At 43.4% G+C, this 23,860-nt stretch carries 9 protein-coding genes and 1 pseudogene; 5 read left to right on the forward strand and 5 right to left on the reverse strand.

Going from position 1 to position 23,860, the window contains the following annotated elements:
- Positions 1–126: 126 nt before the first annotated feature.
- Positions 127–1,810: pseudogene (locus tag QUA90_RS27470) on the reverse strand (IS1634 family transposase).
- A 1,201-nt stretch (positions 1,811–3,011) separates the two neighbouring features.
- Here QUA90_RS27470 and QUA90_RS27475 point away from each other — a divergent pair.
- From QUA90_RS27475 to QUA90_RS27490, 4 genes are all read left to right on the forward strand, one after another.
- Positions 3,012–4,664 carry a hypothetical protein gene (locus tag QUA90_RS27475; protein ID WP_333448471.1) on the forward strand — a complete coding sequence of 551 codons (1,653 nt, stop codon included), beginning with the start codon at positions 3,012–3,014 and terminating at the stop codon, positions 4,662–4,664.
- Positions 4,665–4,667: 3 nt separating this feature from the next.
- Positions 4,668–6,140, forward strand: a complete 1,473-nt coding sequence (locus tag QUA90_RS27480) for a DUF1822 family protein (protein WP_333448472.1) — start codon at positions 4,668–4,670, stop codon at positions 6,138–6,140.
- A gap of 28 nt (positions 6,141–6,168) precedes the next feature.
- Positions 6,169–8,511: a CHASE2 domain-containing protein gene (locus QUA90_RS27485; RefSeq protein WP_333448473.1), complete on the forward strand. Its 2,343-nt coding sequence runs from the start codon at positions 6,169–6,171 to the stop codon at positions 8,509–8,511.
- Positions 8,512–8,694: 183 nt separating this feature from the next.
- A complete protein-coding gene (locus QUA90_RS27490) occupies positions 8,695–9,276 on the forward strand; it encodes a DUF928 domain-containing protein (protein ID WP_333448474.1) in 582 nt (193 codons plus the stop codon).
- Positions 9,277–9,294: 18 nt separating this feature from the next.
- Here QUA90_RS27490 and QUA90_RS27495 read toward each other — a convergent pair whose 3' ends face one another.
- The 4 genes from QUA90_RS27495 to QUA90_RS27510 all read right to left on the reverse strand — a co-directional run bounded on the left by QUA90_RS27495 (position 9,295) and on the right by QUA90_RS27510 (position 23,155).
- A complete protein-coding gene (locus QUA90_RS27495; RefSeq protein WP_333448475.1) occupies positions 9,295–12,291 on the reverse strand; it encodes a CHAT domain-containing protein in 2,997 nt (998 codons plus the stop codon).
- A complete protein-coding gene (locus QUA90_RS27500; protein WP_333448476.1) occupies positions 12,288–14,234 on the reverse strand; it encodes a ShlB/FhaC/HecB family hemolysin secretion/activation protein in 1,947 nt (648 codons plus the stop codon). The genes QUA90_RS27495 and QUA90_RS27500 overlap by 4 nt, the downstream gene beginning before the upstream one ends.
- The gene (locus QUA90_RS27505) at positions 14,224–17,100 is read right to left on the reverse strand and encodes a two-partner secretion domain-containing protein (protein ID WP_333448477.1); all 2,877 of its coding nucleotides are present in this window, start codon (positions 17,098–17,100) and stop codon (positions 14,224–14,226) included. The genes QUA90_RS27500 and QUA90_RS27505 overlap by 11 nt, the downstream gene beginning before the upstream one ends.
- A gap of 247 nt (positions 17,101–17,347) precedes the next feature.
- Positions 17,348–23,155: a S8 family serine peptidase gene (locus tag QUA90_RS27510; RefSeq protein WP_333448478.1), complete on the reverse strand. Its 5,808-nt coding sequence runs from the start codon at positions 23,153–23,155 to the stop codon at positions 17,348–17,350.
- A gap of 41 nt (positions 23,156–23,196) precedes the next feature.
- On the opposite strand from QUA90_RS27510, the gene QUA90_RS27515 reads away from it, so the two are divergent.
- Positions 23,197–23,860 (forward strand): hypothetical protein (locus QUA90_RS27515; protein ID WP_333448479.1); only part of this gene is annotated, 664 nt, incomplete at its 3' end.

Below are 23,860 nucleotides of genomic sequence, written 5' to 3' on the forward strand. Positions count from 1 at the left end.
TCTGACTACTTTTTCTTTGAAGCATCTTCTCAAATCCCCTTGACAACTGCCATCCAAGCTTAACTTGTTACGAATGACAATCGCTTAAATGTAAGTCTGTTTTACCAACCAATAATCGACTTCATTTCACAATAAGAAATAATAAGACCGACAGGTGACTGGAAACAAATTTAATATGGACAACCGTTCGGCTGTCAAATTAGAAACTTGCTGAATTCCTTGAATACAAACGGCATGAATCGATTGAAAACTTTGGAATATCCAGCGTAAAGTAGGTCGATTGGTTCCTTGGCCCAACTGATTTTTTACTGTCGAATTTGTGAGTTGCAAGTTTTGCCGCAGTAACCTTTGACCCAAAGTATAAACCAACAAACATAAACCCATTACCAAAGTTAAAGCCTCGATTCTTTCCGGCGACTTCAGAAACACGCTATCCGTAAAAAATAGCGGGTCTTTCAGGAACCCAAACCCTCTCTCTGCCGACTGCTGTTCCTTATATTTGACAATCATTTCATCAGGATTTAATTGTGATGCATCCAGCACATTAGTAGCTAAGATAAATCTGCCACTAGCTTTCTTTTCTTTAGCAATCACACTAGCATCTAATTCCAGTTTTGCTTGAACTTTAAATATCAAGCTAGAGCTAGATTTGTTATGAGAAATGGTCGAATTAGTAGCTGGTTTTGCTGTCGCTTGTCTGCTAGTAACTTGGGTTAAATTATGATACTTTAGTTGTTTGGATAAACGACTTGCTGCTGCGGAAGCATCGGCGTCACAAGCAAATTCAATATTTGATAACTCTCGCAACTTTTTTTGACCCTCAACTTCTGCTTTTTTGAGGTTTTTTTCTAACTTACGTTGGTCAGCATCACGGCGCAAACTGCTCTCTACTACTAACCATCTTTGTTCAATTCCACCATAATTACTTTTGTGTTCTGACCAACTATATCCCGTCACTGAACTTTGATGAAATTCCGATTCATTTAGCTGAGATACCAGTTGCTGCGCTTGTTTGAGGCTCAGCGGTACACGAGTCAACCATCTTAAATTGGTTAACATTTCTAAATTGGGAGCACTATATAATGCACTGTCAGCTACCATTAAACTGTCGAGATTTAATTGTTTTTTAAAGTCTTGACAAATTGAGGCGAATAGGGAATTATCTGATTCGTTTCCTGAAGCTACTCGTAAAAATAGTGGTACATCTCCATCTCCACGACAAATTAGGTTTAAAATGAATTGTTTCAAGTCGGGACGATGGTCGCGAGAGTAGCCGTAGGTAATCTGAATTGGTATTGGGGATGTTTGATGGTTGATTGATGAATTATCTAACTGATTGCTATCTGTTTCTCTGCTAGAACAAGATACTGATGGCAATTCTTGTTCATATTTGCCATGTAGATGAAATGAACTTGAGTCGAGGTGAGATGTGTCGGTATTTATCTCGAATTTTTGAGCTGCTTCTAGGGCAATGGTTGTGAATATTTCCGTAATTCCTGCTAAATATAATTTATCTAATACTCTTCCTAAACGGTCATCATTTAAATGTGATGCTTCAATTCCTGAGCCAAGTAAATGTTCTATTGCTTTCCCTTCAAAAAATTTAGAGACGGGAGTATAGTGGGGCGGAAACCATCCCTAATCCATTGATAATCATGGCTTTGACTACCAAGCCGGGACTGACTATTTCGCCCGGTTGTTCGCCTATTAACTCATTGATTTTTTGGACAATTCCTATTTCATCAATTAGACCGGCTATCAAGCCCAGATGATCCTTGTTTTCTACCTTCATCTGGGATGCTTTCTGCATGGGCTGCTGAATCCTGATTTGAGCGTTCATCGCGATCGTAAGTGTACACTATTTTTGGTGATGATTGGTTACGGAAGAGCGATCGCAATTAACGCATTTTCGAGGCTGCGAGCGGGTTACTATGAGGTCATAAACTTGGTTTATTAGCGAGCGCAATTTTAACTGGTATCAGATTCTAGGTGATGGGAGCATGACCGAAATTATTGAGTATTTTTACTCACGCTCGGTCTCGGATAATTCACTTTTATCCCCTCAAGCAGCGTATGTGCCAGTTGGGGGTGCGGAATGTGGGCTAAAAATCAAGGCGGGGAAACTCAAATTGGGGTATAGCCGAGATACGGGCAAAATAGGACACGACGTAAAGTTTTGTAAATATAAGACAAAATGACTTGAAGTAGCAAAGCCTGAAATGTTTAGCAGTAAAAGATGGACGCTATTTGGGTCTGTACGAAGGCAGAGTATAACTAATACTCTGTCTTCTCAAACTTGGTTGAATAGTCAGCTAATTTAGGATGCTTTTGTGCTTGCAAGCTTCCGAGGAAGCTATGTAGGGACTTATTTGTTACGTTTCTTAATCTCACGTCCTCGGAATGCAGGTATCTCGGCTGTACCCCTATTTCCGCTGCCTGGGATGCTTGTGGTGCTGGCAATACATCTAGCGCCCCACTTTTGGAGGACTGCGTTGAGAAGCTCGCCTGTCGTAACTCCAACTCAAGCAGTTATGTCTCAAGAGTTAGACACCAGCCCCACTTTCAGCCTCAGTACGCCGGCAAGCAAAAGATACACTGCTGGAACGCCAGTCTACTAGAATGATTATCAACGAAAAAAAGGTTGTTTCAGCGTTCGACGCTCGACGAAAAATTGGCCGGAACCTAATGCAGCAGGTTCTACTGGACTGATGCTCTAGTACCTTGCTCGGAAACAATACTGCGTTTCCAACTCAGAGCTACCTGCATAATTGTCGGCTGGCGGTGCCAATAACTAAGTAGTAAGCTTTCTAAGTTCTCTTACAGCCTCTATGCTCAAATCGATCGCACCTTTCCTGCTGCCGCTCAGCAACATCTCCAACCCCGTACCGGCGAACAGTCTGCAATGGAGTAGCTGCCCGGGCTCAGGCATAGCTTCCAACTAGGCGAGTCAAGTTTCAACTAAAAAATCCCGTTTCAATTTTTCCTTTATTGTTATTGAAGAATTAGCTAAGATGCCCAACCATTCTCAGGAAAGTATGCCCAGATTGCCCGATCGTCGAGATAACGGCGAGAATTTTTTTACGTATTTCGTGCTGGCAAGCCACAATAGTCGCTCTGCGATTCGGTGGCAAAATTCTGCGGAACTGAAACGCAACTTTGAGTTATACCAAGAACGAAATCAGGAGCTTTCACAGTTGTGCCTCCAGGTCGATCGAAGTAAAAATATAGCCGAATTTTGGAGGCAGATAGCGATTGATGCTCCGTCGCAGATTGCCGAAGACTGGGAACCTAAAAATAGGAAAAGACTAGCTTTAGAACACTTGGCTAGTTACTTTGAAAAAAGTTGCTATTATGCAGCTAGCAAAGTATGGGCGCAGTCAAAAGATCGCCCTTGGGAGGAATATCTCTACTATCCTCGCGTTTTTATTCACGATTTTGACAATCTTTTGAGGCTGTTAAAGTCCTATAATATTTCTCATCAGACCTCTTTAGATACCTACGTTCAGCAAAGTTTGATAAAATTTATCAGATCTGAATTAGGTATCGGTAAGTTCTCGCCCTGGCGTTTGTTAGATACCACAAGTAATATAGAGCTTGGTGAAGCTCTCCAAAAATGTGGATATGGAGAACCTGACCTTTCTCAATTTAGATTTGCACGCAAATATTTTAAACAAGTTTATCGCTTTAATAAGGTGAATAATCCCGCAATTCGGCAAAGAGGGCAAACATGGCCGTATGCTGATATTGAAGATTTTCAGGCAGCAGCGGAATGTTACAATGCAGAAAAGTCCCTGCCTTCAGCGCCACATGAAGTCTCAGCGGGTGGAAACATTAGCCCAAAGAAAATGCAAGATTGGATGAATATCTGCATTCTTGCGTTACAAAAATACCCGAACTTCATCAATTATCCAAAATTTTTAGAAGAGCTTTCGGAAGGAGTTCGTGACGAATTGTTCTCTAAATTAGATCCAGAAAAATCACCTATCTATGACATAGAAAGTACGGACAACACAGCATGGGAAATTTACCGCCTACTTGACTCGGCTTTTCGCGAAAAGCTAGAAATTTTTCAACCAGAGCAGCATAAAATGCTATTACTTTATTACGGTGCTGGATTCAAGCAAAAACAACTAGAAATTCCACTAGGAATAGACCAAACATCTATTTCTAGAAAACTCAAAAGAATGAAAATTCAACTATTAGAAGCATTGGGAAAGTTGTCCCAACCCCATCAACGGGTTGATGAGTATGTAGTTGGATGGCTGCAGAAAGACTTCCGCACACCCGATACATCGGAGCACAGATCGGCTGCCTTAGTTCAAGCGATCCGGGAACTTGACTCTCAACAGCAAGAAGTTTTGCGGCTGCGGTACGGTCAGAAGCTAGCAGAAGAAAACATTGCCGATCGGCTGGGCATGAATTTATTAGAACTAACTGCTACAATCTCTCAAGCCCAGCATAAATTACTGGCAAAATTGATAAAATTGCTGAATGTTTGGGAGACCGAATATGTCGAAAAGTGGCTAGTGCAGTTTTATAAACCTCAATTTTTAGCTGCTTGTCGCGCTCTGAATTTATCGATAGGCGAAGATATCTCTCAATTTATTGATGCGATCGTTCAACAATTCCTGGAAACTTTAACTACTTTTAAAAAAGGAGAATAAAAAATGTTTGAATTCAACCAATTACAGCCTCTTGCTTCTCATAAATCTGACCGTTTGGAATTGACAGTTAACCAAGTAGATCGAGAAGTTGCATGGCATCAAGCTCAACATCATTCTAATCCAATTTCTCGCTACAATGCTTATCTCAATGGTATTTGTTTAAAAACATTCTTGAACTGGTTATCGGAATGGCTGGCAGAAGAAGCATTCCCTCAACCTTCAGTCTGGCACAGTCAGGATATTTCTAGTATTTGGGAACTGGTGAATGGCACTGCAATTCAGATTGGCGATACTAGATTAGTATTAATCCCCAGTGACGAGGGAGATTTGGAGGAATTGTGTGTACCCCAGGAGTGGGTTGATATTCCTAACTGGAGTGCTGACTATTATATCCCTGTGCAGGTGAATTTGGATGGTGATGAGGATGAGTGTTGGATGGAGGTGTGCGGGTTTGCGACGCACCGCCAACTGAAGAATGAAGGCAGATACAGCGCGGGCGATCACACTTATGCTCTGCCAACAAAGGAATTAACCCAATCTCTGGTTGTCATGCAAATTACTCTAGGGTTAAACTTGCAACAAGAAGTCTCACCCTTGCCAAGCTTATCCGAGGTGGAATCGGCTGAATTATTACATAAATTGGGTAATTCATCGGTATATTCTCCCCGGCTGATAGCCCCGTTTGAACAGTGGGCATCTTTCTTGGCGAATGATCAATGCAGGCAACAACTATATAATCACCGTTTAGGAATTATTGAGGAACCAGCAGTAGCTGCTGCCCCATCTGTGGTGATTCAAACTCAAGCAAGTTTATTCCAACGGCTAAATACTTATGTTCAAGTTGGGTGGCAGATTGCTGATGAAATGATGGAACAGTTGGGAATGGTAGAGCCTGGTTTAATTTATGCGATCACAGGCTCTGAAGCGTATCGATACGGTGGTTCTAGCACCCTGAAGGGAATTCCTACATTGCTTGACTTATTGCACGATGGCAATAAAGGGAATCAATTGCGGGCTGCTGACTTATTAGGTCGTGTTGAGCCTGGAAATGCCGAGGCGATTTCAGCATTGACTAACTTGCTGAAAACCACGAAAGATGATGATGTGCGCTGCCAAGCAGCCGTCAGCTTGGGAAAACTTGACCCCAAAAATTCCGCTGCGGGGGTCAAAATTGGTAAAATTCTTGAATTAACAATACGCCTTGATACTGTTCGCGTTTTGCTGGAAATAACTCTCTTGCCTGAAGGAAGCGATCAAACTAATGTTTACTTGCGGGTATTGCCCGTGCGAACGAAAATTCTGCCACTAAATCTGGAAGTAATTGTCCTAGATGAAGATGGCGAAGTCTTGTGGGAAGAACAAGCCGATAGTGATACTAATAGATTTCAAAATGACTTTAGCGGCACTATCGGCGATTATTTCCAGGTGAAAGTCGCTTACCAGGAAGTTAGCATTACAGAAGATTTTACTATTTAACTCAATTAGGAGCAAAATATCAAAGATTATGAGCAAGCTAGTAATTTTGGAAATAAGCAATGCGGACAGTGAGCAACGCTATCCTGTCACGCTCAGAATTGGTGATAGTATTCACTCTATCAATTCTCAAATTAGCGGGTACTTGCCGCCCGCTAAAGATTTGAGAGAAACATATCATAATTTGCAGAAAGCTCGCGATAGTCGCGGCTTTGGTTCTTATCGTAAGTTTGAACAGATGAAAAAGGGTAAAATCACAAAAATATCGGTTAAAAAATCAGCCGATTGTGTAAAGGACAGTGTTAATGATTGGCTAAGTTCTAAGGATGAATGTTTTTATTCAGTCCAGGAGAAGCTCTTAGAAGTATTGATAACTGAAAGAGGGAATGTTAGGTTAATGATTCAAACAGATGATGTTTATCTATGGCGTTTGCCTTGGCATTTATGGAATAAATTTGAGCGATTTAAAATTGAACCCGTTTTTAGTCGTTTACTTTTAACTAAAACTACATCTAATTTTAAAAAAAAATATTCTCACAATAAGATAAAAATTTTGGTAATTTTGGGAGACAGTACAGACATTGATGTTCAGGGAGATTTAGTCTTATTAAAAGAATCAATTGCCCATAATGATGCAGAAATTAAAACTTTAGTAGCTACTAGCAGCAGTAAGCTTAATAATCAGTTATGGGAACAGAAGTGGGATATTTTATTTTTTGCCGGTCATAGTTCTACGGAAGATGGTTACAGGCAGGGTCAGCTTGCTCTGAGTGAAACTGAAAGCATAGCAATTGAAGATTTAAAGTATGGTTTAGAAAATGCCATTAAGCACGGTTTAAAATTAGCTATTTTCAATTCTTGTGACGGCATGGGATTAGTAAATGAACTGGCTTGTTTGCAAATTCCAGCCGTAATTGCCATGCGAGAACGAGTGCCGGATGAAGTTGCTCAAAAGTTTTTGGAATATTTTCTAGAGGCATTTGCTAGAGAAAAGAAGTCTTTGCCTGACTCAGTTAGGAAGGCACGGGAAAGGCTGCACGGGATGGAGGTTGAATATCCCTGTGCTAGTTGGCTACCGATGATTTATGAGCATCCGGCTGTTGAGTCTCCAAGCTGGGATGAGTTGCTGAGGGGGAATGAGGAAGAGCGTCAGCGTGTTTCGATTTGGCGCAATCTTCGGGCTGTGTTGGTTGCTAGTGTGTTGGTAACAGGTGCTGTGATGGGAGTGCGATGGATGGGATTGTTAGAACCTTTAGAATTACCTGCTTACGATCATTTAATGCGGCAGCGCCAACCAGAGCCGATCGATCCGCGCCTTTTAGTTGTTGAGATTCCAGGTAGCGATCTGGATAAATATGGCAATCCATTGAAGGATGCGACTGTAGCTAAACTTATCGAGAAAATAGAACAGAATGAGCCACGGGCGATCGGCTTAACTTTGCATCGCTATCAACCTCAACAACCAGGTAGAGAAGCTTTTGTCGCCCAATTTAGCAATCCAAATCTTTTCGGTATGTGTGCATTTGGCGAGGGCAATCAAAAAGGTTATCCACCTGCGCCTGAATTATCCGAAAAGCAAATCAAAGACCAAATAGGATTTAGTGACTTACAAATTGACGATCGGCAGGACAACAATGGTAGCATGGTGCGCCGCCAACTACTATCCTATAATCCTCAGCGGTTTCCTTCTTCTTGCCCTTCGCCGTTTAGTCTGAGCTTAAAATTAGCATACCGATTTATATATGGAGAAAATATTAAACCAACTCTAGAAAATGACAAGTGGAAATTTGGTAAAATTATCTTACAACCCCTTGGCTCTCAGACTGGCGGTTATCAAAAATTAGGCGAAAGCGACCAAATTTTGTTGAATTACCGCGCCAATCCCATGCCAGCCCAAAAAGTAACTCTTACAGAAGTTATCGAAGGACGAGTTAGCCGTAATTTAATCAAACATAAAATTGTTTTGATTGGTGTTAATGACCCTAGAGGAAAGGAAGAGGTAGATACTCCTTATGGGAGAATGCCGACAGTATGGGTTCATGCTCACATGGTTAGCCAAATTCTTAGCGCAGTTATTGATAAACCTAACCGCCCGTTATTGTGGGTGTTGCCACAATGGAGTTTTATTCAGTGGGGGGATACACTTTTTATTTGGATGTTTGCCTTGAGTGGAGGACTTTTAGTTTGGCGGTTCCGATCGCCTTTACAATTGACATTAGCTGCTGGCGTAGCAACTTGCATCATCTATTACCTTTGCCTAGCCACCCTGCACAGAGGAGGCTGGATGCCACTTGTCCCGTCAGTGTTAGCTTTGTTTGCCAGCGGAGGCACTGTGGTCATCTATACTGTATCTAGGGAGCAAAAACAGGCATAATAGAACCTCGTACATTAATCATTAATCAAGATGCACCCATTGCATTTTAAATTGGCTTTCGGGATCGGGACTATACTAATTGGTATTACGCCCTACTCTAGCTGGGTACAAACTTCTTTTAGCGTTCTGGTCAGTCAAAACCCAGACAAATCCCCTGATAAAGGCCCCCCTCCAGGGCGAAGAGTGCCAGGTGGAGACCTCGACCCGACCAATCCGAACTGTAAAAAAACAAGTCAGCCACTTACTGCTATTGTTCCTGCTAATAGCCAGGGAAAAATCACTTCTGAACGTTTCACGTTGTGGTTTTATGTTCCCTATACTCCCGAAGATATAACCTCCGCAGAGTTTTCGATTCTCAACCGAGATGAAACAGAGTATGTTTACCAAACTCTATTTACGTTGCCGAAAACACCGGGAATTGTGAGTATCAGCCTTCCCTTATCTGCGAAAAATTCCTTGGAAACAGGGAAGTTTTATCGTTGGTACTTAAAATTCAAGTGCAAAGGTTCCAAAACTAACACACCAGATATAGAAATGGACGGATGGGTACAGAGAATATTGTCCAAGCCTAGTAGCATAACTAATCAAATAAATACAGCAACATCAGATGTTTGGTATGATGATGTGAATAATTTAGCTAACCGCATCCTTGCTTTTCCACAAGATACAAAGCTCAAGCAAGAATGGACAGATTTATTGAAATCAGTTGGTTTGTCACATTTAGCTCAAGAACCATTAATCGGTCCAGTTATTATTTTCAAATAATCCTTAAATAATTGTTGATTATTGAGAAATTAAGGGAAGCCAATTGCCAATTAAAACATAGTTTGCCCAAGTACGAGCATCTTTGTATCCGTCTTCCTCGATCAGGATTTTTTGAGCGGTATGGAGCGCCCTAGCCATTTTCATCCCTGGTTTGCGTAATTCATTGTAGAAGCGCACCATCAACTTAGTAGTCGCTTCATCATCTGCTTTCCATAAGGTTGACAGGGTGCTCCGAGCACCCGATCGCACGGCTAGTCCCGCCAAACCCAGCGTTGCTCGATCGTCTCCTTTTGCTGTTTGACAAGCGCTGAGTACGAGCAACTCAATAGTATGGCGATCGCCTTCGCTACCAGTTTTCACCAAGTTATCCAAATCTTTACTTCTCAGGAAGCTTCTATAGGCAACAAGAAATGTCTTTTCCTGTTGAGAACTAAACTGACCGTGGGTTTTTATATGAATGATTGAATAGTTTTTTAAGGAAAGAATTTGGCGAATGTTAGCGATAGTAAAGTTTGCATTCAAAAGCTGTTTTGTTACTGCCATAACTATATTTATGCCATTAATCTCTTCTTTTAAGTTTTTAATTGCTTCAAATTCTATATCTTCGATAGGTAGCTGTTTTTCATCGACACCGCCGGCGAAAAGTTTGATATCTTGGAATCGAGTATCTTGCCTTTTTTTAGCATTGGTAAGCTGCAACCCAGGAGCTAGAACAATATCATATTTTTTTTGAATGAGATATTGCTTTCCGTCATGGAGGATAGTCATTGGAATCTTCTGCAAAGGTCTGTCCAATACAAAAACTAATGTTTCAACATTCAAGTTTTTCTCAATCGATAATTCAATCGGTTTAAAAACCCATTGATACAACTGTTTTGCTGTTCTGATTACATCAGGATTTTTCCCCCTTTCTTCCAGATACTCTCCCAACTGCCTTAAAGTAGTTCTGATAGTTTTTTCTGAGACAGAAGCTGTATGATACTCTAATTCCGATTGTCCTGGTAACTTCAAGATAATTGCTAAACGATTTGGTAAAATAATTGCATGGATAACTGCTGCTGTTGGATCGTATTTATCGGCGATCGCATCAATCTCTTCTGGCTTATTCACTACCACACAACCATCCCTAAAAAAGTTATCTAACTCAGCCACCTGAAGCGCCTCAATCACATTCCTAGCTTGCTTCAAATTCTCTGGACTAGGTTTATTTCCCTGCAACAACAAATCCACCAATTCCCGATAAACAGGTTCTATTTTATCGCGAAAATCGAACTGTCCATCCCGACTAATCGGCACCAAATCATTGCGTAGCGACTGTAACGTATTAAATGCAGCCGTATAAGCCGCGATCGCACCTTCAACATCCCTCGCCTCCCCATTCCAACGAATCCGGCCCAATTGCCACTGCCACAGATAGGCAAGATCCGGCGCATTTAGACTAACATTCTGCGACAACAACAAAGCTTGTTCCGTACACTGTTGAGCCTCCAGCCACCGCTGATACCCTTCATACACCTTACCCAAATTGCCCATAGCATAGGATTTGGCCCTCGAATCCCCCAAATCCCTAGCCAACTCGATCGCTTTTCCTCCCAATTCGACAATTTCTCTCTCAGATACAGACGACCTATTGCCAGATAAACTTTCAGCCACAATCGAAGAATTTGGCAAACAATAATTTGATAGTTTTTCGGAAATTTCGCCCGACGAATTTGAAACATTACTAGCAAGTTTTAGTTCTTCCTGCTTGAGGCGAACCAAACTATTCATCAAACTAACTTCTGCATAAATCATTCCGTGGCTTGGTGGCAATTTAGTCAATTGAGATGAAATTTCTAACCGCAATTCTTGACTTTCCTTTAAATCTACAGCTAATCCGATTTGAGGGTCAACTACAACTAACAACAAACTTAATAAATGCAGTTGTGCCTGGAGTTTTACAAGGGAATCATTCCCAGCCACCTTCACCGATTGTCGATAGGAATCTATAGCATTTTGGTAGTATTTTTTCTGTTCCTCCGATTCGGACAAAAATTTGTTTCTATTTCCCAGAGCTTGATAAGTATCACCTAAACTTAGTAACGCCAAAGCCTTTTCTTGAGGATATTCCTGCTTATTAATAACTCGCCCTACTTGTTCCAGCAGCTCTTTTGACTCATTCAAATAGCCAAGCTGTCTTAACACGTCCCCAAGGAGACGCGCCCCGGTAATTTGAATATTTTTTAATTTCTGGTTTAATGGCGCTTTGATACTTTCTTGGATTGGTTTTAATTTTTCAACAATTAACTGCTGGCAATCCTGACTGGGAATGGCGAATATTTCGGGATTGTTTGATTCGATAACCGGGATAATTGCTTGGCAAGCTTGCTGATATAAACCTAATGCTTGCAGGGTTTTAATTTGAGCAATTAGGCTGCGTTTCCATCCTAAATTATCCTTTAATTTCACATAAATATTCGTTGCTTGCTTCCCTGTTTGCAAAGCAAGATTGATTTGTCCCTGTTCCCATTGCCCATTAGATTGAATATCGAGAATTTGAGCGATCGCCCTTAATTCCTCTGACGACTTTACCCCAGTTTCCTCCGGTAACAAATTCCGGCTCTGGGCGATCGCCCTATTTGCCTCTTCCCAACGCCCAAGCTGTTGATATGTCAACGAAAGATTACCCAGGGCGATCGCCTGATTCAACCAATCTCCCCCCACCTCAAAACCCGCAACAGCTTGCCGCCAATACTTCGCAGCCTCTGGAAACTCCCCAGCAGCATAACTTGTTCTAGCCAAATCCTCCCATTCCTGCGGCGATCGCGGCTGATTGCCAATCCCTGTATTTCCAGCAATTACTGAAAATTCATCCACTTTTTCCAAACTAATTAGAGAATTGGATACCCCACTTTTTTCCAACTGCAATCCCGATTGAGCCTTGACATTTGCAGCAAACAATGATAAGAATACTGCCACAAATAAGATAGTAAATAGCCTCAGACTTCGCCCCCACCTCAGACGTGCTGGTTTCAAAAAGAGAACCGGGATAGAACGGAAAAATGTAAACCTTTTTCTTGCCATGTTGTCCCCCTCGAATTCACATCAACTAAAGGAATACCCCAATAAAAATTGGCCGATATACTATCACCCAATTCCCACCGCAAACCCGTACCAACCGACAGCAACAATTGACGCTCTAAGCTATCTCTACCTGAACTATTCCAAACAGTACCAGCATCAACAAAAGGAGTAATTTGTACAACCCCTAACCCTCGATCAGACCTACCAAAAATCGGAAACCTAAGTTCCGCCGATGCTGAAATTGCATTATCAGCCAACAGAATATCCTGCCGATAGCCTCTGACACTATTCCCACCCCCAATCCCAAATTGTTCCAGAGGTAAAAGCGTCCTGTTCGCCAATTGCACATCAGTTTTTGCCAACAGAAAAGTGTCTCTCCTCAAGCGGCGAATCCATTGTCCCTGACCGCGCCATGCCAAAAATCTGCTGTCAGGAGCTTCGCTATTAACAGTAGCATTAAACGCTCCCAATCCTACACTAAATTGAGAGCGAAAAGCCAATAATTCATCATTGTTCCGCGCAGTCCAATCTTGAAAAAACCTAACCGCTGATATTCCCGTGCGCCCTTTGGCATCTGCTCCCGCAGAAAGAGGAAAATCTTCCCCTAAAATTGAAGTGCCACTTTCCCGCCTAGTTACGGTCACTCCGATAGCTAGCTCTTGTCTAGGATTAATCAATAAAGGTTGGCGCAAAGTTATATCTAAATATTGTGCTTCCGCTTTTATATCAACCTTTTCAAAAGGTTTCTCTACGACGCGATTGGCAGTAAGGCCCGCTGATAAATTAATTGTGCCATTGTTAGGATTTAATGGCACTGTATAGCTTAGATCAAAAGCATTACTGCCCTCAGTATTGGTGTAAGCCACACTCAAACCATCGCCTTTTCCTAATAAGTTTGCTTCGGTTAACTGTAGCTGGCGACGGAAACTGCCGACACTGGGAGCCCGTCTATTATCTAGCAGCATCGCAGCACTAAATGTTTTTTCTTCCTCGAACTTAACTTCTAGAGCACTTCGGTTGGACTGAGAGCCGGGTATCAACTCAGCAGAAATATTTCTAATTAAAGGATCTAGTTCGAGCAATCGTAGGGCATCTAGCAGGCGAGAAACTTGTAAAGGCTGGGAGGCAATCGCCAAACGGCTGCATACATAATTGAGATTTAGGCGCTGCTTTCCCGTCCGCCTCCTGACCCGAATTGATTCTAAGCCACCTTCAACGATTTTGATCGTGACTTCCCCAGCGGCCCCTCGGTTTTGCAACCTTTGATTTGGTTCTTCGCTCGTGGTGGGAATGTAGGCAAAAGAGTTAATATATCCTCTGTCATTATAGAATTTTGTTACTTCGGAAATCAGTTGCTGCAATTGAGCAAATGTGATTGGGGTTTCTAGGAATCTGTTAGTATTGCTATCTAATGTTAGCAATTTGCTAGTGATTTCAGTTTCAAGGGTTTGTTGACTGAAAACTGTATTACCAATGAAGCGAAAATTAGTAACAGATATTGCCTCAATTACTTCATCAGTTTTGTTATCTTCCGGTGTTTGAGTTAGAGGAGATTGCGGTTCTGGCGATCGTACTGGGAGCGGACATTCGTAAAGTTGACTCCTATCCGGCTTCGGTTCAGTTTTTCTTTCCTGCAAGCTAGGAGATGGATTAGCTGGCTGCGGTAGGTTTGGCTGGGAAGGGACGGTTTGCGGTACTAAAGGTTCTGAGAGGTTAGGAGTTTGAGTTTCGGTAGGTGTCTGTGTTATGAAATCTGGGCGCTCGTTGAGTTCTTCTATTGGGAATAGGGGAACGGTTTGTGCTTTCACCGGCAAAACTGTCGAACTACTAGCTAATATTCCCGCAGCTATTTGTAGGAATCGATCGCCCCATTTCTGATTTCCTTTATTGACCATAGCAGTCTTGGGTAGGATTAAAAGGGCTGTGGAGAGTAACAGCAGCAGGATTAGCGGTAAAAATAACTTCTCCTTTGCGGTTAACGGCCCAACCTTGAGCCGATAGGATGGGGGCGGAAGTGGGGCGAGCTTGTTGGGGTGCAGCAGTTCTGATGCGTTGCTCTACAGGGGCTACAGCGTCGGCTAAACCGACTGCGGCTGAGCCATTGCTGAGTGTTTCCACCGGATTTGCTGGCAAGCCGCGCCCAATTCTGGTAAAGGTTTTATCGGTTCCCGACTGTCGTTGACCGGGACAAATTTGGGCGATCGCGTCGGGATTGGCGATCGTATCTGGCAATTGAACGACTCCCTGGGTGGGGTCAACGTCGGGGGTGTTGAGAAGTACCTCGCCGTCGAGTTGCGGGCCTGCTAGGGAGGTAGCTGTGATGTCGCTAGTGAGGTTAGAGTTGGGATTTCCTTCACGGCGCGATCGCGCTCCAAAAATCCCTTCTGGGGCTGTAATTTCGACGCGGCCGGCTTCGCGGTTGACTGCATTCGCTGTGATGTCGCTGTTGGTTCCAGCAATTAAGGCTCTGGTATTGAGGTTGATGTTGCCGCCCGTAGCATTGCCGGTGGCCGTAACAGTAATGTTGCTGTTGTCGCGCATCACAAGGAAGTTTGAGGCTTGGAGGTTGATGTTGCCGCGATCACCATTAAACGTTTCTGCCGTAATAATGCCATTGTCCAAGCGGATATCGCCTGCTTTAACCTCCAAGTTTCCCGCCGCTGCTGTCCCTGTTCCCAAGCGGCTACTGACTGTCAGCGTTGCGCCATCTTCAACCCTTAAGGTTTGAGTGGTAATGTTCAAACTGCCAGCATCACCAGAACCGCCCCGCGTCCGAGCTAGCAAACCGCTACGGAGTAGCTCGCCTTCTTCTGCGCCTTCTTCTGTTCGCACTGCTTCACCTGTTTCTGTCTTGCCAATTCCGCTCAATTCTACCGAGTCAGCAGCGTTAACAGTGATACTGCCTCCTGGCCCTGTACCCAGAGTAGATGCTGTGACCTGCCCTCCGTCCCGGATCACCAACCGCCTCGCATCAATGTTGACATTGCCACCAGCACCGCTTCCTTCAGTGCTCGCAAATAAAGCACTCGGATTGTCCTCCGTCGAGGTGCCGATTACTTCCACTAATTCTGCTGGAGTCACCCCTACTGTTTCTGCTGACCCAATGCCTCGAACTGTCAAGGTTCCTCCCGACCCTTGGCTGAACGTCGTTGCAGAGATGCGGCCGCCACCCTCCACTGTTAACCGTCGGGTTTCCACCGTCAAATTACCTCCGTTTTCCGTTGATGGGATAATTTCTCCTTCTTCTGTTTCTTGGTAATCAACTTGAGCAAATATGCCGCCGCCGTTCCTCACCTCCACTGAATCGGAAGCGCGAATTAGTAAATTTCCTACATTGCCAGAGCCAAAAGTAGATGTTGATATCTGAGCACCTTCCTCTACGATCAACTGTCTGGTATTAACCGTTAAGTTTCCTCCATTTCCCCCTGCTTCTGCATTAGTAAATAAGCCGCTTATTCCTGACACTTGCACCAAATCGGTAGCGTTGATAGTTAAATCTCCCGCTTGGCCAACATCGCTAAATGTAGTGGTAGAAATTTCAGCTCGATCTTGAACAAGCAACTGTCCCGTTTCAATAGTTAAATTGCCTCCATTTCCCGTCGCCTCTGGCGCGACTCCAGAAAACAAACCGCCTGTCGTCCTAATCACTTCAGGATCTGTTATGGGACTGCTAACTTCTACGAGTTCCCTAGCTCGGACGGTTAAATTTCCAGCATTGCCAGCAGCAAAGGTAGAAGTTTGGGCGACTGCTGCCTCTCGAACAGTCAACCGCCCCGTGTCAATGGTTAAATTGCTGCCATTGCCATCACCCTGAGTGTCTGCCAGCAAGCCGCTGCGAAAAAAGGGGCGTTCCTCAGTCGTCGTGCCGATCAGTTCTACGGACTCAGAGGCATTTACAGTTAAAGATCCTCCTGGCTGCGATCCTTCAGTGACGGTCAAGATTGCAGAACCGCCTGTCAGACTCACGTTTCGGCCTTGTACTTGAATGGTTCCGCCTCCAGAACCACTAGCGTCGGCGGATGCTGCGTTAACCAGTTGGATGTCGCCATATTCGGCGGCTGGCTGGGCATTTTCTAGTCTAAGCTGTCCGCTGCTATCCAAAGTCAGTTGACCGTTTCTTACTGACCAAAGCTCAATTCGTCCGCCTTCAGCAATCAGGTTTCCGCCGTCAAGGGTGACATTACCACCTGCGATCGCTAAAGTATTACCTGGCGTTACTGCAAGACCAGCAGGGCGATCGCCCCTATTTAATTTTTCAGTAGTATCATCTAAGCTGAAGTTATGACCGGGGCCCTCAACGCGGATCTCTGCGGGTGTCCCTGCAAATTGCAAGCTAGTGGGAATGCTAATAGTTAGTAGAGGAGCTGTTTGGGGATTAATGGCACTAAATGAACTACCATCAGCGAAGTTAATACTATTAGCGGTTGTGGCTAAAAAGGAGCCACCGATATTTAGGCTAGCATTAGAGCCAAAAATAATGCCGTTGGGATTAAGGAGAAATAGGTTGGCGTTACCATTGGCTTTGAGAATGCCGTCAATGTTAGAAATTGATCCGCCTGTGACGCGAGTAAAAATATTTTGAATTGCATCGGCGTTGTTGAAAAATCCAGTGCTGCCGGTAGGGACAGAAAATTCGCGAAAGCTGTGGAAAAGGTTGGTTCCTTTTTCTGTGCCGCCTTCAATTGTGAAGGTATTACCGTCAGGGGTGACTGTGGAATTCATTGGTAGAGTGGCATCGGGGACAATTTGGGCAGTTGCCAAAGTTGGAAAGCCACAGATGTAAAATAGGATACAGAATATTTGTGTTTTTGTTTTATTAATCATGGGGCATGGAGAAAGAGGATGTAAAGATGGAATTGTTAATAAAAGGGTGGAGAGAATTTACGAATGTAATGAGTTTCAACATTAATATTATCTGGCAATAGTTTTTTGGTCAAGTCATTTAATCCAAATAAGTTGGTACGAGAATTTTAGTGGGTAGGTTGCGTATAGGGCCGGGGAAACCAACCTAATCGCTTGTAATACCAACATTGCCAATTGCACCTACACCTACTTTAAAGCTGCCTTCAGTTGCAAATGTCGAACCTTCAAAAGAAGTGTCAATTGCCTGTGTACTCCAGTAATAAGTACCCGGTTTTAGGTTTTTAAGTTTCCAACTTCTATTTTGATTGACATTGCCCATTTGGACTACTTTGCGGGTTCCATTACTATTAGCCATTGGAGACATAATATCTGAACCACCGGGAGTTGTTCCTACCCGCAGATTATAAGTTAAACCTGTTTGGGGTGTTTCAGCATCAGTGGCAGGGTTCCAGTTTAGGGTGACAGAATTGCCATTAACTGAAGTAATCAGCCCTGTGGGTGTTGTCGGCACAGTATTGAAAGTTAAACTGTTATTTCTGTAAACTTTGGTAATACCAGATGAAAACCCAGAGGGATTGCCTGACAAAAGAATATCTAGGTCGCTATCATTGTCATAGTCTCCCCAAGTTACTGAACTGAAATAAACTCCTTGTAAATTAGCACTAATATCAGTAAAGATGCCACCATCATTACGGTAGATTTTTGAAGAAAAACCGGATTGATTAGCACCTGACAAAAGAATATCTAGGTCGCCATCATTGTCATAGTCTCCCCAATTTACAGAACCATCTGAAACTCCTTGCAAGGCAGCATTAATATCAATGAAGTTCCCATTATCATTGCGATAAATTTTAGAAATAGGAGATGCACCGTTGAATTTCCCAGTCAAAAGAATATCTAGGTCGCCATCATTGTCATAATCCCCCCAAGCTGCATCACTGGAAGAAACGCCTGTCAAGGCAGCATTAATATCAATGAAATTGCCATTATCATTACGATAAACCTTAGAGATACCTGATGGTGATGAACCGCTACTACCCGTTATGAGGATATCGATATCTCCGTCTTTGTCATAGTCTCCCGCATCTACAGAACCATCAAAAACTCCCTGTAAATTAGCTAATATATCCGTAAAACTACCACTATCATTACGGTAGATTTTCGTAATACCACCAGCAAATGCACTACCTGTCAGCAGGATATCAAGATCGCCATCATTATCATAATCTAACCAAATTGCTGAACTATCCGAAAGTCCTTGCAAGTTAGCGTTGATGTCGGTAAAATTACCATTATCATTGCGATAAACTTTCGATATTAAGTTGAAGTTATCATCCAAGCCTGTGAGAAGGATATCAAGATCGCCATCTCTATCATAATCTCCCGCATCTACTGAACTACTAAAAACTCCCTGCAAAGCAGCATTAATGTCGGTAAAGTTGCCATTATTGTTTTGGTACACTTTGGCTATAGAATTTTGACCATTAATGCCTGTGAGAAGGATGTCAATATCGCCATCATTATCATAATCTCCCGATGCGACTGAACTAAAGTAAACTCCGTCCAAGTTAGCATTAATGTCGCTAAAGAGTTCTGTTGGTTGTGCCCCAATTGCAATCCCCTTAGAAAACTCTGAAGTATTATTATTCGGATCAGTAGCAGTAGCACTAATAAATTGACCAACGGGAACAGCTAAGGGTAAATTAATAGCTACAGTCGCATTTCCACTGCTATCAGTTGTTACATTCTGGAATCCAAGGAACTTTTCACCTTCGCCATAGCCCGAAGAATCTGTATTTTGATTAGAGAAAAACTCTACTCTCAAATTAGTATTGGGAGTGCTATTTATCTTCCCTTTAATAGTTGTATTTCCACCACTAGAGATAGCTGAAGTTAACTCTGGGAAATTCTGTAAATTATTAATCCCTGTATCGCCATCTCTTAAATCATTCACGGTCAATCCATTTTCTCCCAAACCGATAGCCAAGCCATCGTTGCCAGAGATGGAATTAGATAAAATAGCATTGCCAGTGGAACCGGAACCGTTAATAAACACACCATTTTTACCGTTTCCGAATATTAAGTTTCCCGCCTCAATCGTTGTCCCACCCACCGTGTTATTACTTGCGTCTAAAATAGCAACACCATTATTTGTATTGCCCAAATCTTTAGTGCCAGTGACATCGCTACCGATATAGTTGCCTTGAATCAGGTTGTTATTAGCATTTGACTCTGTAATGTAAATACCAACATTATCATTGCCAGATATGATGTTTCGTGTTTTAACAGTTTTGCCACCAATAATATTATTAGGTGTCCAAACTGATATGCCACTATAGCCGTTGCCTAAATCTTGAGTACCAGTTACATCTGTACCAATGAAGTTGCCTTCAACGATATTGCCACCATTACCAGTTAATCGGATACCGTCAACACCAAAACGGTTGATAGTTAATCCTCTTACTGTACTGTTTCCGGCAGAGATATATAAACCATCCACTGTCACATTACTGCCATCTAATTCAATTACTGGCCGATCTGAAAATCCTGGCTGAGTCGTTCCATCAATAATCACTGAATCGGTGATCTGTGGTAGGGGTGATAGTGGTAGCGGTTTAATAGTAAAACTATTAGTGCTACTCTTATAGCCCGGATCGGTGGTAGGAATCTTAAAGATAACTGTATCTTTACCAGGATTGCTATTAGCCCAAGTCAAAACCGCTCGTAAACTGCCAGCACCATTATCTTTCGTATTGGTAACAACATTGGGGGGCTCGTCATTGTCCGCGATCGCCACTGTTGTACTACCATCTTTCCCAATAGTATAATCTTGACCTGTTGATAAAGTGACCGTTGCCGTTTCTTCTCCTTCCACTGAACTATCATCAATGACCCTAATAGGAATTTCCACACTCGACTGACCAGCAGGAATCGTGACACTTTTACTTAATCCCTGATAATCTATCCCCTCACTCGCTGTCCCGCCCGCAGAGTAATTGACCTTCAAATCATATTTTGTATTGCCTCTGCGAGTAATAGTCACCGTACCTGGAGCGCCACTTTCTGAAGCATTTGCATCAGTCGCCTCTATAGATAAAGTTGGCTTGGCTCCGTAAACATTCAGCTTCCAACTATTCCAGTATCCTTCAATTTGATTTCCATTGTCATCAATAACTTCTAATGTCCATTCACCCTTAGAAGATTCCCCCCAGTGGCGGTTAGAAGTAAATACCCAAGGTATGCTAGATTCAGGAATGATTGTGTTAGCATTCATCTCTTCTGAGATTGACTTTACTAAAAGTGAATCGGTACCGTTGGGCGATTTTAGTTTAACTGTTAAATCCCTCCAATCTTTGTGCTTAACGTCAAACACGACCTCAACCTTCTCGACATTAATATCTTCATTAATCTTGATTGTTGAAGATAAACCGGGTTCTCCATTGTCATCAGGAATAGTGTCCATGACATTTTTCAAGGAGTCAGAAGGAGGAACTTTTACTTCCTGAGCAACAGGAGTCCAATCGGCGGCTTTTTTTACCGCTTCTACTGGATTGACAGCGCCAAATCCGTATTTATGGTTAACGGAATACCCCGCTCCATTTTTTCCCCAACCTGCGTCATTAGGGTCATTTTTTTGAGCAGTTTCTACTAAGATATACTGGACATCTCGCCAACTCAAAAATGGATTTTTTTCCAACATCAAGGCCACAACTCCAGATACAAAAGGTGCGGCCGCTGAAGTTCCGCCAAAGCCACTGGTATAATCTTCCTCACTGTATCCCCTAGTGCCTTCCATATCTGCTGTTGTAATGCCGATTCCGTTGCCACTCGAATAAGCAGATACCAATAAAGAGGCTCCTGGTTCGCTGTAAACTGATTTATAGCCTCGGTTGTCGATCGCTCCTACGGCAATCGCATAGCGAGAATTTGCCAATCCGTTATAGTTGACATTTCCGCCATCTAAAGCATCATTTCCGCCACCAAAAACATATATATTGCCAAGTCCGCCACGCCCGTACTTGACTCCATCCGCCATCGCGTCCACACCTTGGGCAAAGTAACTCAGCCAAGCTTCATCTTTCCAACTATTGTTATAAATATCGATTGACTGATTACGATTTTTACTAGACTGGTCATAAAACACATTTGCTAGGGCTGAATCGTTAAATTGGTCAGCCACTAGCCGCAGCCCAGCGAAAGAGGCTTTGGGCGCAACCCCGCTACCTTGATAACCATTGGAACCGTTAGCAACTGATACCCCTGCCACTGATGTTGCGTGAGGGTTGTAGGTTGTGAAGTCTAACCCAAGCTGAGTGAGTTTTCCAGTGTTTAACGACACTTCATCCTCAATCCTTAGCTGCCAAGAACCAGGTGCCCACTGGTTATTAACGCCGGCCAGAGGCCCCTGCGGTTGGAAAGTGCCAGTAAAGGGGGCAAAGGCTGTGGTGATTGGAGTTGTTGCTTCGTCGTCAAATCTTGTGCGAGTGAAGTTACTACCGCCGTTTTGGATATTGTTGAACAATTCAACTTGTGGCGGTGTAGAAGGTGGATCGCCTGGTCTGGGCGATCGATTGCGGGACGATGATAGGAAGATGAGGGGGTCGAACATGGGTTCTTCGGGGCTGACCAAATACCCATCTAAGTCATGGATTTTGGGGTGTTCGATACCCAATTGAACGTTCACGTCCGTTACCACTCCCGTCAGAGGTACTTTCACACGGAAATAAGTCGAATTAGAATCTTTAATGTTACTCTTGGATGACAAGTATTGAGGAATAACTGTCCGCTGGTAAGTGGGTGAGGGATCGGCATCTTGGTTGAAGTCCGAACTCAAATCCGCTCGAAAATTATCAGTCAATTCCTTGTGCGGCGACTCAAAGAGATCGTCATCGACTATACCGATAACTACACCCTCTCCTTGCGCTAACTCCCAAGCTTCCTTGACAGTAGCGTTTGGACTCACGCTGGTTTTCAGATGCCACTGGGTTCCATCTTTAACCAGAGGTTCATCCTTGGGTTCCGATAGCAATTCTGGTTGGTGGGAAACAAGGGGATAGGCAAACTCCACCCCACTCAAAGATAATAAGGATTGCTCTACTAAGAGTGGATCGCTATTTTCGGGAAATTGCCAGCGGTAGGTGTTGGGAATATGTCCGGCTGCGCCACTATCTATAGCGCCTAAACTGTTAGCTAACTGCTGAGAGGAACTGCCAGGAGTCAGCCAAATCAACCATTCCCGTGTTTGAGCTAGGGCTTCTGGATCGTATTTTTCTAGGTTAGCTGAACCTGCGATCGCTAACCTGACATTATCTGACAAAATTTCACCCGGATCGGTAATCAGGGCAAATTTTTCTGTCGCTAATGGACTAGCGGCACCGCTTTTGTCATAAGCCATTGCCGACAGTTGATAACGACCGGGTGTTATGCTGCTTAAATCATCGCGAAAGTTAAATCTTCCCCGACCCTTACTATCACTCTCAAACTCAGTTACATCATTTGTAATCTCAATTTTTTCTCCGCCTTCTTTTTGTAACCAGAAATCAACTCTATCAATGTCGCTTACGCCTTCAGCGTCAATCACCCTAGCATACTCAAAGCTAATTTTTTCACCAGTTGTATAAAGAGGTAAAATTCTAAAGGCTAAGTCATTCGGTGCAGTATTTACTAATAAGCTACTAATCATTTCCTTGCTGGATTCACCTGATTTATCGTAGGCAATCGCCTTAACTTGATACTTTCCAGCCTCTAAACCTTTCAATTCAGCATCAAATTTAGCTAAACGATTATCTTTGCTATCAGGTGTGAAATTAGTAAAATCGCCAACTTTTGTCCACTCTCCTCCCTCTTTTTGCACCCAAAATTCTACTTTAGCTAAATCTCCCGTTCCATTTTCATCAAAAATTTGACCATTTGTTAGCTTAATCGCCTCATTTGGTTTAACAGTGGTTGGCACGCTAATTTGTAAATTTTCGGGTGATTTGTTAACAGGAAGCGGTGGCGTTGGTGTTGGCGTTGGTGTTAGCTCAGGCGTTGGTGTTGGCGTTGGTGTTGGCGTTGGTGTTATCTCAGGCGTTGGTGTTGGCGTTGGTGTTAGCTCAGGCGTTGGTGTTGGTGTTATCTCAGGCGTTGGTGTTGGTGTTGGTGTTATCTCAGGCGTTGGTGTTGGCGTTGGTGTTGGTGTTGGTGTTATCTCAGGCGTTGGTGTTGGCGTTGGTGTTATCTCAGGCGTTGGCGTTGGTGTTATCTCAGGCGTTGGCGTTGGTGTTATCTCAGGCGTTGGCGTTGGTGTTAGCTCAGGCGTTGGTGTTGGTGTTGGTGTTATCTCAGGCGTTGGTGTTGGCGTTGGTGTTGGCGTTGGTGTTAGCTCAGGCGTTGGTGTTGGTGTTGGTGTTATCTCAGGCGTTGGTGTTGGTGTTGGTGTTATCTCAGGCGTTGGTGTTGGCGTTGGTGTTGGCGTTGGTGTTAGCTCAGGCGTTGGTGTTGGTGTTGGTGTTATCTCAGGCGTTGGTGTTGGTGTTGGTGTTATCTCAGGCGTTGGTGTTGGCGTTGGTGTTGGCGTTGGTGTTAGCTCAGGCGTTGGTGTTGGTGTTGGTGTTATCTCAGGCGTTGGTGTTGGTGTTGGTGTTATCTCAGGCGTTGGTGTTGGCGTTGGTGTTGG

The sequence above is a fragment of the Microcoleus sp. D3_18_C4 genome (genome assembly GCF_036702355.1).
Classification (GTDB): domain Bacteria; phylum Cyanobacteriota; class Cyanobacteriia; order Cyanobacteriales; family Microcoleaceae; genus Microcoleus.